The sequence below is a fragment of the Phenylobacterium sp. genome, assembly GCF_030646615.1.
Taxonomy (GTDB): Bacteria; Pseudomonadota; Alphaproteobacteria; order Caulobacterales; family Caulobacteraceae; genus Phenylobacterium.
The window spans coordinates 1-12711 of sequence record NZ_JAUSLG010000070.1; the positions used below are offsets into that span (position 1 = coordinate 1).

Here is a 12711-nt window from a genome sequence, read left to right on the forward strand (position 1 = left end):
TTGTCGGGCAGGTCGGCGATCAGGCCGGTCAGCTCTTCCAGCCGGCGCTGTTCCTTGTAGGAGAGCTTGGCGGCCTTTGCGGCGGGAGCCGCCGCAGCCGCCGCCGTAGCCGCCGCCGCCGCCTGAGCTGCAGCCCCGCGACGCCCGCCGGGCGCCTTGGCGGGCGACACGCCGAAGAAGCCGGGATTCTGGCTCAGGAAGTCCAGCCAGCCGCCGGGGGTCTCCACCACCTGGCCGCGGCCATTGAGGCCGATGGTCGAGGTGGCCAGCCGGTCGACGAAATCGCGGTCATGGCTCACCAGGATGAGGGTGCCCTCATAGTCCGAGAGCATCTCCTCCAGGAGGTCGAGGGTCTCCATGTCCAGATCGTTGGTGGGTTCGTCCAGCACCATCAGATTGGCCGGCTGGGCGAGCGCCCGGGCCAGCAGCAGGCGGTTGCGCTCGCCGCCCGACAGGCTGCGGACGGGCTGGCGGATCTGGGCGTCGGTGAACAGGAATTCCTTGGCGTAGGCGGCCACATGCTTGGGCGCCCCGCGGACCATGATCTGGTCGCCGCCGAGCGGCGCCAGCGCGTCCTTCAGCAGCATGTCGTCCTTCAGGTCGGCCCGGGCCTGGTCGATATAGGCCACCTCCAGATTGGTCCCGAGAATCACCTCGCCGGAATCGGCCGGCAGTTCGCCGAGCAGTAGCTTGACCAGTGTCGTCTTGCCCGCCCCGTTGGGCCCGACCACGGCGATCCGGTCACCGCGCAGGATGCGGGTGGAGAAATCCTCCAGGATCACCCGGTCGCCGAACCTCTTGGAGAGGCCCTTCACCTCGACCACCCGCTGGCCGGAGGTCCCGGCCGTGGCCACGCCCATGGCCATGGCGCCGCGGGTGTCGCGCAGCCGGTCGGCCTTGGCCTCGCGCATCTCCATCAGACGCCGGCGGCGGCCTTCGTTGCGGGCGCGACGGCCGGTGACGCCGCGGGCCAGCCAGTGGGTCTCGCGCTCCAGGGCCTTGTCCTGGCGCCTCGCCTCGTCGGCCTCGGCGGCGGTGAGCTGCTCCACCCAGGCGTCGAAAGCCGAAAAGCCCCGGTCGAGTTTGCGGACCTTGCGGTTCTCCAGCCAGAAGCAGCGCTGCGTCACCCGCTCCAGAAAGGCGCGGTCGTGGCTGACGATCAAGACGCTGGCCCGGCTGGCGGCGATGGCGCCTTCCAGGGTTTCGATGGCCAGGATGTCCAGGTGGTTGGTGGGCTCGTCCAGCAGCAGGACGTCGGGGTCCTCGGCCAGGGCCCGGGCCAGGGCGACCCGTCGGGTCTCGCCGCCGGACAGGCCGGTGGCGGCCTTGTTCGGGTCGAGGCCGAAACTCTCCAGGGCCGCGGCGGCCTCGTGGGGGGCCGCGCCGCCGGCGGTGGCGTGATCCAGCAGGGTGTCGCCGACGATCAGCGGCTCCTGCAGCACATAGGCGACCTTGGTCCCCGGGGTGACGGCGCGCTCGCCGTCATCGGCCTCGGTGAGGCCGGCCAGGATCCGCATCAGGGTGGACTTGCCCGCCCCGTTGCGTCCGACCAGGGCGGCTCGGCTGCGGGGCTCCAGCGCCAGATCGACGCCGTCGAACAGCATGCGGGGCCCGTCTGCGAGACGGACGTTCTTGAGCGCGAGGACGGGGGGCTTCATAGGGCTAGGCACATAGCGCGCTTTGGCCCCCCCGCAAGGGCGCAGGCGATAAACGCCGGTCAGGCCTCGTCGAAAGGCGGCGGAAGCGGACCGGATCGGAACAGGATCACGGGGTTCTCGTCATAATCGCCCATCTCGGTGTCGGCCGAGACCGAGAAGGCCACCACCGCCACCCGCAGAGGCGCCAGCCGCTCGGCCTTGCGGCGGGCCTCCTCGGCGCTGGCGCAGCCGACCTGCTGTTCGGCCTTGAGGGCCTTTCCGCGGCCGGCGACATAGGACTGGAGGATGTGCACGGTTTCTTTCGCCATCCCTATCCCGGCCGCTGATTGGAGGCCGGCGTCAAGGGCGAGCCGTCTCCCGCCGCAGGCGCTACGGAAAACCATTTTGGGGCGGCGCGGGACAATCTATAGGTTGCGATTGGCCGCCGATGCGCGGCGCTTGTCGCGGCGGGAGCCCTGATGTCGCTCGATCACCTGGAGATCGATCTTGAGCGGGACATGTTCCTGCGGACCCTGCTGCGCGAGCTGTCGGGCGCCCTGCAGGACGTTGTCGGCCTTGAGGAGGCCTCGGGCTATATCAGCGTTGTCGGGGCGGCGGTGGGCAAGGCCCTGGATGAGAAGTACCGGGCCGCCCTGGCCGTTGATCGCCTGTCGGCAGATCAGGTGGCTCAGGTGCTCGTGGACCTCAAGCAACGGATCAAGGGCGACTTCTACATCGTCGAGCAGCGCGAGGATCGCATCGTCTTCGCCAGCAATTCCTGTCCGTTCGGGACCTTCGTGGCCGGTCGGCCGGCCCTGTGCATGATGACCTCCAACGTCTTCGGACACGTGGCCGGCGAGAACCTGGGCTATGCCCGCGTCCAGATCGACAAGGCGATCGCCCGGGGCGATCCGGGCTGCCATGTGACCGTCTACCTGACCCCGAGGGAGGGGGAGGGAGAGGCGCGCGAGTACTTCCGCCGGGTGCGGCCGGACCTGGCCGACTGCTGAGTATGGATCCCATCGCCAAGTTTATCCGCGACCCCGTCGTCATTTTTGCCGGGGATGGGCGGATCATCGAGATGAACCGAGCGGCCCGTGCGCGCTTTGGGGATTCGGGCGACAGCTGGCGCCAGCTGTTCGCCGACCTCGACGGGCTGCAGAACCTGCTTGAACGCGCCTCGGGATCAGCCGACCCGGTGCTGGGCGCTCTCCGCCTGGCGGGGGCCCCTGCCGCCGAGGCCGAGGCGAAGGTCGAGGCGCTGGCCCTGCGGCGGGAGGGCGCCATCGACTACGCCATCAAACTCCGCGACGCGGCTGGAGACCAGTTCGCCGCCCTGACCGCACAGGTGCGGGAGCTGAATGGCGAAATCTCCGTGCGCCGGCGGGTGCAGGCCGAGCTCGAAGAATCCCTGGCGCACAACAAGGTGCTCTATCGCGAGCTTCAGCATCGGACGAAAAATCACCTCCAGATGATCCTGGCCCTGGTGTCGTCCGCCGGGCGTGAGAGCGACGATCCCGGCCGCAAGCAGTTCGTGAAGATGCTGCAGTCCAAGCTTGCGGCGCTGTTTGACGCGCAGCGCCTGATGTACGCCGAGGACGCCGGCAATGGCCTGCGGGTCGATCAGATGCTCAGCGCCCTCGCCGAGACGGTCCAGACCCTGGCGGGCGTTCGGATCGCCATTGAGGTCAGGGCCGAGCCCATTGTGGCGCCCAACGATCTGGCCTTCCCCCTGGCGCTGATCGCCAACGAACTGCTCACCAATGCAGTGAAGTATGCCGATGGTCCGGCCGCAGCCGTGTCGCTGAGTTTTGTCCGGCTCGGTGACGAGGCCGTGCTGACCGTGCGGGACAACGGGCCGGGGTTCACCCCATCGGCTTCAGGGCCATCCTCCTCGGGTCTGGGCCTGGTGAGGGGCCTGTGCCGCCAGATCGGCGGCCAATTCACCGTTCAGTCTGACGACGGCGCCGTGGCCGTCGTTTCGTTCCCGCTTGCGGAGGCGACCCATGCCTTATCCTGATCATTACCGCCTCCAGCCCCGGGGGCCGCGAGAGGGCGCTCCCGGCCTGCCCCAGGGCGATGGAGAGGCGGACGCCGACTTCCCCCTGGGCCGTCGGGTCTTGATCACAGAAGACAACTGGTTGGTGGCGGGCGAGTGGCAGGCCGCCCTGGAGGGCGCCGGCTATGAGGTCGTGGGGCTGGCGAGCTCGGCCGAGGAGGCGCTGGAGATCTGTCGCCGCGAGACGCCGGACCTTATTCTGATGGACATCCGGCTGCTCGGCGAGCGCGATGGGGTCGAGGCGGCGAAGGACGCTCGCCTGCTGTATGATATCCCCTCGGTGTTCGTCAGCGCGCATAACGACGCTGAGGTCCGTCAACGGGCCGCCGATGCGCGTCCCCTGGGTTGGATCACCAAGCCCGTCATAGCCTCGCGCATTCCGGACCTCCTGGTGCAGTTCGCCCGTCTCCTCAACTGAACGCCAACGGGTTTTGCGCCCCATCGCGGGCCTGCCCTAGAAGGGGATGTCTTCCTCCGGGATCGGCCGGCTGGCGTCGTATTCGTCCCGCGGTTGGGGCACGGCGGGCGCCGGCGGCAGGGGCGGGGGTTCGGCTTCAGCGGCGGCGCGGGCGAACTCGCCGGCCAAGCCTCGATAGTAGTCGTTGCGGTAGTCGTCCTCGAACATCGGCTCGGGATCGTCCACCAGCCAGTCGAAGTCGCGGATCTCCATACCCGCATGGGCCTCGATCATCACCCGGCGCCAGATCTGTGAGGGAATGTCGCCGCCGGTGACCCGGTTCATGGGGCTGTCGTCGTCGTTCCCCACCCAGACGCCGGTGACGTATTCGTCGGTGAAGCCCACGAACCAGGCGTCCCGCCAGTTCTGGCTGGTGCCGGTCTTGCCCGCCGCGGGCCAGTCGAAGGCCGCGCGCGCGCCGGTGCCCCCGGTGATCACGCGCTTCATCATCTTCACCATCATGCTCGCATAGGTGAGATCGAGGGCCGGCATGGGGCCTGAGGGCGCGCGCAGAAACACGCTGTCGCCGTCGACGGTGCGGATCTCCTCGATGATCGAGGGCGTCACCCGGCCGCCGGCCTGCTGGAACACCTGGAAGGCGCTGGTCAACTCCATGAGGCTCACCTCATAGGAGCCCAGGGTCACCGCCAGGCTGGGATTGGCTGGAATGGTGGTGAAGCCGAAGCGGCGGGAAATGTCCCCCAGGGCCGGGCCGCCGGCCTCGGCCCCCAGCTTGACGGCGACCGTGTTGATCGATCGCGCCAGGGCCGTCTCCACGCTCACCGGGCCGCGATAGCCGCCGCCATAGTTGCCGGGCCGCCAGTCGCCGAACCGCACCGGGCCGTCCACCCGCACGTCGCTGGGCAGGACGCCCTTTTCCAAGGCCGCGGCGTAGATGAACGGCTTGAAGGTTGAGCCCGGCTGACGCCGGGCCTGGGTCGCCCGGTTGAAGACGCTGGCGCCGTAGTCCACCCCGCCGACCATGGCCCGCACCGAGCCATCGGGTCCCAGGGCGACCAGGGCGGCCTGGCCCGCGCCGGCCCGGGCGCCGTCAGTGGCCATCACCTGGTTGAGGATGGCTGCGGCCTCGACCTGCAGCGCCGGGTCGATCGACAGGCGCACCAGCAGGTCCGGCGAATTGGGGCCGATCTGGCGCAGCACCTCGTTGGTGGCGTGGTCCAGCAGATAGCCGTAGGAACCCTCGTTGGAGGTGGCCGTGGGGGCCAGTTGCGGCGTCTGCGCCTGGGCGGCCTCCATCTCTGCGCGACTGATCCACCCGGTGTCGTGCATCCGCTGCAGCACCCAGCGGGACCGTTGCAAGGCGGCTTCCATGTCGTTGGTCAGAGCCAGGCGCGAAGGCGCCTTGGGCAGGGCCGCCAGCAGGGCGGACTCCGCCAGGGTCAGCTGGCTGGCCGGCTTGCCGAAATAGGTCCGCGCCGCCCCGTCCACGCCGAAGGTGTTGGCCCCGAAATAGATGCGGTTGAGATAGAGCTCCAGCACCTCGTCCTTGGTCAGCATCCGCTCCAGCCGCCAGGCGAGCGCCGCCTCCTGGATCTTGCGGCGGAAGGTCTGGTCCGGGGTCAGGAAGAGGCTCTTGGCGATCTGCTGCGACAGGGTCGACCCCCCCTGGACCACGCCGCCGGCCGTCCAGTTCACATAGCTGGCCCGGGCGATGGCCTGCAGATCGATGGGGCCGTGCTGGTAGAAGCGGTGGTCCTCCGCCGCCAGGAAGGCCAGGGGGACGTAGTCGGGCAGGGCGCCCAGTCGCACCCGGTCCCCATAGCGCGGCCCGCGGGAGGCGATGAGGTCGCCATTGCGGTCGAAGAACTTGATCCCCGGCGCCCGGTTGAAGGCGTAGAGCTGCGCCTGGGGCGGAAGTTCCGGCACGTCCTGCAGGAACCGATTCTGCAGATAGAGGCCGCCGCCGACCACCGCCAGGGCGAGCGCCAGGACCAGGATGGCCAGGGTCTTCCACAGCCAGCCCCATCGCCGTCTCCGCCGGTCCCGGGGCGGCAGGATGAAGGGATCGTCGGGGTCGTCCCCCCCGGGCGGCGGGGGTGGTCCCTGGCGCGGCGGCTGGGGGCGACGGCCAAATCCGTCCTCGCCCTCGCGCAACGCGCGCTTTGAGGCGGCGTCACGGGGCTGCGGCGCGCGCGCGGGGCGCGGCCGTTCCGGCTCATTGTCCGGAAAACGGTAGGGGTCGAGGGTCCAGTCGTTCACGTTCGCTAGGTGCCCGGATGGCGGCGGAGGCGCTTTGGGTTTAGGACGGGCGCGTGAGCAGGCACAAACCCTTTTGGCAGACCAAGTCCCTCGAACAGATGACGGCTCAGGAGTGGGAGAGCCTATGCGACGGGTGTGGGCTTTGCTGTCTCGTTCGCTTCGAGGATGAGGACAGCGGCCAGGTTATCCCCACCCGCGTGCATTGCCGGCTGTTCGACTCCAACGCCTGCGCCTGCTCCAACTATGCCGAGCGCAAGGCCCATGTCCCTGACTGCGTGAAGCTGACCCCGGGCAATATCGCCAAGCTCCCCTGGATGCCGCTGAGCTGCGCCTATCGTCGCCTGCACGAGGGCAAGGACCTGCCCGTCTGGCACCCGCTGGTGACGGGCGACCCCGAGAGCGTGCACGCGGCCGGCGTGTCCATCCGCGGCGAAACCTTCAGCGAGGACGAGCTGGAGGATCTGGAGGACGCCTGGACCTATGCGGCCTGGGATCTGATGGAGGATCGCAGCGGCGACTGAACCCTGGGGACAATAGCCACGTGTATGTGACTTTATTGCCACACACGCTCTTGCGTGACTTCGCCCCTCGCACAATCTAGAGCCCATGAGAGCCCCCGACGGGGCGGACGAAACAGAACCGACTGGGAGAGTTCATTCCTTGGCGCGCGATCCCTACCAGGAGCTTGGCGTCGCCCGCGGCGCGAACGCCGACGAGATCCGCAAGGCGTTCCGCAAGCTCGCCAAGCAGCATCACCCTGACGCCAATCCCGGGGATGCTGCGGCTGAGGAGCGGTTCAAGCGGGTCAGCGCGGCCTTCGACATCCTGGGCGACCCCGACAAGCGCAAGAAATTCGACGCCGGCGAGATCGACGGCGATGGCCATGAGACCGGCCGCGGCTATGGCGGCGGCTGGAGCCCCGGCGGCTTCGAGGGCCGCGGGCAGACCCGGGCCGAAACCTTCGACGGCGTCGATCTCGGCGACATTCTCGGCGAGATGTTCGGCGGCCGGGGCGGGGGGCGTGGCCCGGGCGCAGGCTTCGGCGGCGGCGGCGGCTTCGCCCGTGGTGCGGACGTGCGCGCACGCCTCGACATCGACCTTGAGGAAGCCATCGCCGGCGGCAAGAAGCGGATCGCCTTCTCCGACGGGCGCACCATCGACGTCACCATCCCCAAGGGCGCGGCCGAGGGCCAGACCCTGCGCCTGAAGGGCCAGGGCTCGCCGGGCCGGGCCGGGCCGGGCGACGCCTTCATCGAGCTGAACATCCGACCGCACCCGATCTTCCATCTGGAGGGCGACCGGCTGGTGATGGACCTGCCCGTCACCGTCTATGACGCCGTGCTCGGGGGAAAGGTCGAGGCGCCGACCCCGGAGGGGCCGGTCACCCTGACCGTCCCGCCCGGCGCCAATTCCGGCGCGATGCTGCGCCTCAAGGGCCGTGGCCTGCCCGACGCGGCGGGGAAGCGAGGCGATCTCCTGGCGCGGCTGGTGGTCACCCTGCCCGAGCCGCCCGATGCGGAACTGGTCAAGTTCGCCCAGGCCTGGCGGGACAAGCGGCCCTATGCGCCGAAGGCCGTCCCCAAGCGGCGTAGCTAAAGCCCCGTCAGACGCGCTAAGGTGAAGCGAGCGCTTGGCGATATCTTACCGCCGCGTTCAGCCACGGTTCAGTCGTCAAGGCCTAGATCGGCGTTCATGAAACACCTCGCCGTCATCGCCGTCCTTCTGGCCGCCGCCGCGCCTGGCGCGGCGCATGCCCAGTATGGCTCGGACATGCGCTCGTCCTTCGGGGCGGGCCGCGGCGATCAGGACGCCGCCCGCGCCGCCGTGCGCGCGGGGCGCCAAGCGCCCCTGTCCCAGGTTCTGGCCGCCATCGCCCAGCGCACGCCGGGCCGGCACCTGAACACCACCCAGGGCGCGCACAACGGGCGCCCCGCCTATTTCGTGCAGTGGCAGACCCCGGGCGGCGAGGTGATCATCTTCATCGCCGACGCCGAGTCCGGCGCCATCATCGGCCGCCAGGGCGGCTGAGCTAGACCTTTAAGGGAGGCCGAACCCATGCGCATCCTGCTTGTCGAGGACGATCCCGACCTGTCGCGCCAGCTCAAGGCCGCCCTTGGCGACGCCGGCTACGCCGTCGACCATGCGCCGGATGGCGAAGAAGCCCAGTTCCTGGGCGAGACCGAGCCCTACGACGCCGTGATCCTCGACCTCGGCCTGCCCAAGGTGGACGGGGTCTCGGTGCTGGAGCGCTGGCGCCGCGGCGAGATGGCCACGCCCGTGCTGATCCTGACCGCCCGCGGCGCCTGGAGCGAAAAGGTGGCGGGCTTCGACGCCGGGGCCGACGACTATCTGACCAAGCCCTTCCATACCGAGGAGCTGCTGGCCCGCCTGCGCGCCCTGCTGCGCCGTTCGGCCGGCCATGCGGCGCCCAACCTGACCTGCGGCGGCCTGCGGCTGGACCCCCGGGCGGCCCGGGCCTCGGTCAATGGCGAGCCCCTGCGCCTGACCTCGCTGGAATACCGGCTGCTGCACTATCTGATGATGCACCAGGGCCGGGTGATCAGCCGCACCGACCTGGTGGACCATCTCTACGACCAGGACTTCGACCGGGACTCCAACACCATCGAGGTTTTTGTCGGCCGTATCCGCAAGAAGATCGGCGCCGACCGCATCGAGACCGTCCGCGGTCTCGGCTACCGACTGACCTGCCCCGCCGAGGAAACCGAGACGAGCGCCTCTTGAGCGCCGCTGGCCTGCGCCCATGATGCTGGCCGGCTTTCGCAAGTCGTCCCTGGTCCGCCGCCTGGTCATCCTGGCGGCCGGCTGGAGCCTGACCGTCCTGCTGGTCTCGGCCCTGGTGCTGTCGCTGCTGTTCCAGCAGGCGGCCCTGCGCCGGTTCGACGAGGGTTTGGCCGAGCTGATCGTCAACCTGCTGGCCGGCACGACGGTGGACGAGTCCGGCCAGGTCCTGGCGCCGGCCCTGACCGACCTGCGGGCCCTGCGGGCCTATTCCGGCCGTTACTGGCAGGTGGCCGAACCCCTGTCGGACGGCCAGTGGCGGATCGTCGTCCGGTCCCGCTCCCTGTGGGACGCCGAACTGGTGGCGCCGGAGGATCTGGTCGCCCGGCTGGAGGCCAGCCCCGGCCGACCGGTCATCTATGAGACCCCTGGCCCGATCAGCCAGCCTTTGCGGGCCATGGCCAGCCGCGCCACCCTGCCGGGGCGCCAGGCGCCGCTGATCTTCATGGCCGCCGAGGACCGCTCGCCCATCGACCAGGACGTCCGGGGCTTTATCACCGCCACGGCGGTGGCCTTCCTGCTGCTGGGCGCCGGCCTCGTGGGCGCGGTGGTCTTCCAGGTCCGCTTTGGACTGCGCCCCCTGTTCGCCCTGCAGCGCGAAGTGGCCGAGGTCCGCCGGGGCAAGGCTGAACGGATCGCCGGCCGCTACCCCATCGAGCTCGAACCCCTGGCCGAGGAGCTGAACGCCCTGGTCAGCCACAACCAGGAGGTGGTCGAGCGCCAGCGCACCCACGTGGGCAACCTCGCCCACGCCCTGAAGACTCCTCTGTCGGTGATGCTGACGGAGTCCCGCCAGACGCCCAGCCCGCTCGGCGAGGTGGTGGAGCGCCAGGCCGAGGTGATGCGCCAGCAGGTGGACCACCACCTGCGACGCGCCCGGGCCGCCGCCCGCACCCCTGGCCGGGGCGAGCGCACCGACGTGGCCGATGTGCTGGACGAACTGGCGCGCACTCTCTCGCGCATCTTCCAGGACAAGGGCGTCGAGATCGACTGGGATTGCGATGAGGACCTGTTCTTCCAGGGCGAGCGCCAGGACCTGCTGGAGATGGCCGGCAACGCCATGGAGAACGCCGCCCAATGGAGCCGGGGCAAGGTGCGGGTCCGCGCCACGAGCCTGTCTCCGGAGCGGTTGCGGCTGACCATCGAAGACAATGGCCCGGGGCTGCCCGCCGCCCGCCGCCCCGAGGTTCTGCGCCGAGGCGCCAGGTTGGACGAGAGCGCGCCGGGCTCGGGCCTGGGCCTGTCGATCATCGACGAACTGGCCCGGGCCTACGGGGGCGATCTCCGCCTGGACGAGGCCAAGCTGGGCGGCCTGCTGGTGGCCATGGATCTTCCCCGCGCCGAGACCTGAGGCCTCAGCTCAAGGCCGCGATCTCGCGGGCCAGATTGGCGCGGGCCTGATCCTCGTAGCGCGCGCGATAGGCGGGCTCGGGATAGATGGGCTGGGCCTCCAGGATCCGTTTGAGCACGCTGGCCCGCCCCGGTCGGAAGAAGGCGTCGGGCACGTGGGCGTATTCCTGGCGGATCGCTGCAGCATAGGCGTCGTAGCCCGCGGGCGAGCGTCCCAACACCGCCAGGTCGATGGAGACCAGCAGAGCGCCGTCGGCGTCGTTCTCGCCCACCTGATGCCCGGTGGTCAGTTCGATCAGGCGCGCGACCTCGGCGCAGGTCGCTTCTGATTCCCCCAGGGCGGTGAGATCGCGCTGGGCCTGGGCGGCGCTGGCGGCCTCGTTGTCGCTGCGTGTGGGGTCATAGACCACGTCGTGCCACCAGATCGCATAGGCCAGGCGAAGTCGGCGCTCATCGGCCAGGCCTTCGACCGCGGCCAGTTCGGCCAGGCAGTCGGCGATGTGGGTCATGTCGTGATAGCGGCGGTGGGGCTCGCCATAGGCGGCGCGCAGGCGGGCCTTGGTCTCTCCCGCCAGCCCGTGGCCGGGGGCTGGCGGGCCAGGGTCCAGCCAGAAGGCGCAGGACTGGGCGCGGTCCATTCGAGTCTCCCCGGGCAAAGCGACGGACCAGCTTTCCACACGCGACAAGTGACGCCACGCCGCACCTTTCGTCAGGCTGCGGATCGGTAGGGTTAAGGGAAGCCTTAACCGGGCCTGGGGCAGGGTCGCCCCTGCGCCGACTGGCGCGTTGAGGACCTCATATGGGCGGGTTGCCCGAACAGAAACTTGCGATCCTGCGCCAGATGGTGGAGTCGGCGCCCGACCGGGTGGTCGGCGACCTGCGCGGCGCCCTGTCCGGCGCCAGCGGCGATTCCGGCCTGGTGGACGTGCGCCTGCTGGTCGAGACCGAGGCCCGGGACCGCCAGCTTCGCAATGCGGTGCTTTATCCGATCGTGCCGCTCTGTGTCGGCGACGGGCGCACCGAACGCCTGACCTTTCCGGCCCGGGCCCTGGCGCTGGTCTGGCGCGCCCTGCGCGATCAGGCGACCCATGAGGTCGGTCGCGCCGCCGCGCTCCAGGAAGAATTTCAGCCCGGGCAGAGCTCGCCCGAGCCCTATGACGTGCTGGCGCGCCGCGCCGCCAAGGGCGTGAGGCAGCGCAACCATCCGAAGTTCGCCGCCGCCGCCGACCTCGCCGAGGCCGCGCGCCCGGACGGCGCCCGCCTGCTGGCCGACTGCCTGGACATGATCCCGATCCTGCGCACCGCCGTGGGGCGCCTGCCAGACTGGATCCAGCGGGTCACCGATGAGGACGCCGCCGTCGCCCGGATCGCCTACAAGGACACGGTGGCCATCGCCGAGGACGCCGGTCCCGGGTTCTTCGAGATGCTGGGCGCCCATCTGCCCCAGTCATGGATGATCCTGCGGCTCATCTCAGCGATCATGGACCGCCCGCCGGAGACCTATCTGGCCGGCTCGGAACTGGCCGACTTCGGCCTGCGGGTGCTCGATTCGATCGACGCCGGACTGGCCCAGGTCGAGGGCTTCGACTCCAGCGGCGGCATGGCCGCCGTCCGATCGGCGGCCGCCGCCATCGACAGCGTGACCGCCCAGATCGCAGAGCTGGAGGGCAATGTCGAACTGACCCGCCAAGGACCCTGGGGGGCCCGCGTCGCCCGCCAGAAGGCGACCCTGGCCCGCCTGGTCGAGGCCCGTCTGCGTGAGATTGACAAGGCTGTCCGACGGGTGCTGCCCACCACCCAGGTCCGCCTTGGCCGCACGACCCGCGACGCCGCCCTGCTGACCCAGCCCCCGGCTGCTGCGCATGTTCAGACCGCCAAGACCCTGGTGGCCTTGGCCCAGGAAATCCGCGGCGCCGCCAACCACGGGGGTTTCGCGGCCACCCGGACCCAGGTGATGGAAGCGCTGGAGGCTCATCTCGACGCCTTCGCCGAGGACGCCCTCGACCATCTGAAACAGGGCGATGCGCCCGATCCTGCGATCGCCCGCGCCCTGCTGGCCGAGACGGCCGACCTGCTGGCGATCGCCCGGGACCGCCAGTCGGCCGAGACCCTGCGCCGGCGCCTCGCCGCGGTCTGACGCCGCGGTCGGCCTGTGCCCTCTCGCGCGCGCCAGGCCTTTGGTCTAAAGG

13 protein-coding genes are annotated in these 12711 nt (G+C 70.0%); 9 read left to right on the forward strand and 4 right to left on the reverse strand.

Annotated features, from left to right (window positions below; genetic code table 11):
* A partial coding sequence (locus Q7S93_RS12130; RefSeq protein ID WP_304714160.1) for an ABC-F family ATP-binding cassette domain-containing protein occupies positions 1-1670 on the reverse strand: 1670 nt, incomplete at its 3' end.
* 47 nt (positions 1671-1717) lie between these two features.
* A complete protein-coding gene (locus tag Q7S93_RS12135) occupies positions 1718-1966 on the reverse strand; it encodes a hypothetical protein (protein ID WP_300579315.1) in 249 nt (82 codons plus the stop codon).
* Positions 1967-2116: 150 nt separating this feature from the next.
* On the opposite strand from Q7S93_RS12135, the gene Q7S93_RS12140 reads away from it, so the two are divergent.
* Genes Q7S93_RS12140 through Q7S93_RS12150 form a run of 3 tightly spaced genes read left to right on the forward strand, consistent with a single transcriptional unit; the run spans position 2117 to position 4114 of the window.
* Positions 2117-2647 (forward strand): methanogen output domain 1-containing protein, encoded by a 531-nt coding sequence (locus Q7S93_RS12140; protein ID WP_304714161.1) that lies wholly within the window; start codon positions 2117-2119, stop codon positions 2645-2647.
* A gap of 2 nt (positions 2648-2649) precedes the next feature.
* The gene (locus Q7S93_RS12145; protein ID WP_304714162.1) at positions 2650-3657 is read left to right on the forward strand and encodes a sensor histidine kinase; all 1008 of its coding nucleotides are present in this window, start codon (positions 2650-2652) and stop codon (positions 3655-3657) included.
* Positions 3644-4114, forward strand: coding sequence for a response regulator (locus Q7S93_RS12150; RefSeq protein WP_304714163.1), 471 nt, complete (start codon positions 3644-3646; stop codon positions 4112-4114). The genes Q7S93_RS12145 and Q7S93_RS12150 overlap by 14 nt, the downstream gene beginning before the upstream one ends.
* A gap of 36 nt (positions 4115-4150) precedes the next feature.
* Here the strand turns inward: Q7S93_RS12150 and pbpC are convergent, their stop codons facing one another.
* Positions 4151-6373, reverse strand: coding sequence for a multimodular transpeptidase-transglycosylase PbpC (gene pbpC / locus Q7S93_RS12155; protein ID WP_304714164.1), 2223 nt, complete (start codon positions 6371-6373; stop codon positions 4151-4153).
* Between the two features lie 53 nt (positions 6374-6426).
* On the opposite strand from pbpC, the gene Q7S93_RS12160 reads away from it, so the two are divergent.
* The 5 genes from Q7S93_RS12160 to Q7S93_RS12180 all read left to right on the forward strand — a co-directional run bounded on the left by Q7S93_RS12160 (position 6427) and on the right by Q7S93_RS12180 (position 10523).
* Positions 6427-6894, forward strand: coding sequence for a YcgN family cysteine cluster protein (locus tag Q7S93_RS12160; RefSeq protein ID WP_304714165.1), 468 nt, complete (start codon positions 6427-6429; stop codon positions 6892-6894).
* A gap of 139 nt (positions 6895-7033) precedes the next feature.
* Positions 7034-7969, forward strand: a complete 936-nt coding sequence (locus Q7S93_RS12165; protein ID WP_304714166.1) for a J domain-containing protein — start codon at positions 7034-7036, stop codon at positions 7967-7969.
* A gap of 96 nt (positions 7970-8065) precedes the next feature.
* The gene (locus tag Q7S93_RS12170; protein ID WP_304714167.1) at positions 8066-8401 is read left to right on the forward strand and encodes a PepSY domain-containing protein; all 336 of its coding nucleotides are present in this window, start codon (positions 8066-8068) and stop codon (positions 8399-8401) included.
* A gap of 27 nt (positions 8402-8428) precedes the next feature.
* Entirely contained in the window at positions 8429-9115 is a 687-nt protein-coding gene (locus tag Q7S93_RS12175; protein ID WP_304714168.1) for a response regulator transcription factor, read from the forward strand.
* A gap of 19 nt (positions 9116-9134) precedes the next feature.
* Positions 9135-10523, forward strand: a complete 1389-nt coding sequence (locus tag Q7S93_RS12180; protein ID WP_304714169.1) for a sensor histidine kinase — start codon at positions 9135-9137, stop codon at positions 10521-10523.
* A 4-nt stretch (positions 10524-10527) separates the two neighbouring features.
* Here the strand turns inward: Q7S93_RS12180 and Q7S93_RS12185 are convergent, their stop codons facing one another.
* Positions 10528-11160 carry an HD domain-containing protein gene (locus Q7S93_RS12185; protein WP_304714170.1) on the reverse strand — a complete coding sequence of 211 codons (633 nt, stop codon included), beginning with the start codon at positions 11158-11160 and terminating at the stop codon, positions 10528-10530.
* 161 nt (positions 11161-11321) lie between these two features.
* Between Q7S93_RS12185 and Q7S93_RS12190 the strand changes: the two genes are divergently transcribed.
* Positions 11322-12659, forward strand: a complete 1338-nt coding sequence (locus Q7S93_RS12190; RefSeq protein ID WP_304714171.1) for a hypothetical protein — start codon at positions 11322-11324, stop codon at positions 12657-12659.
* Positions 12660-12711: the final 52 nt, after the last annotated feature.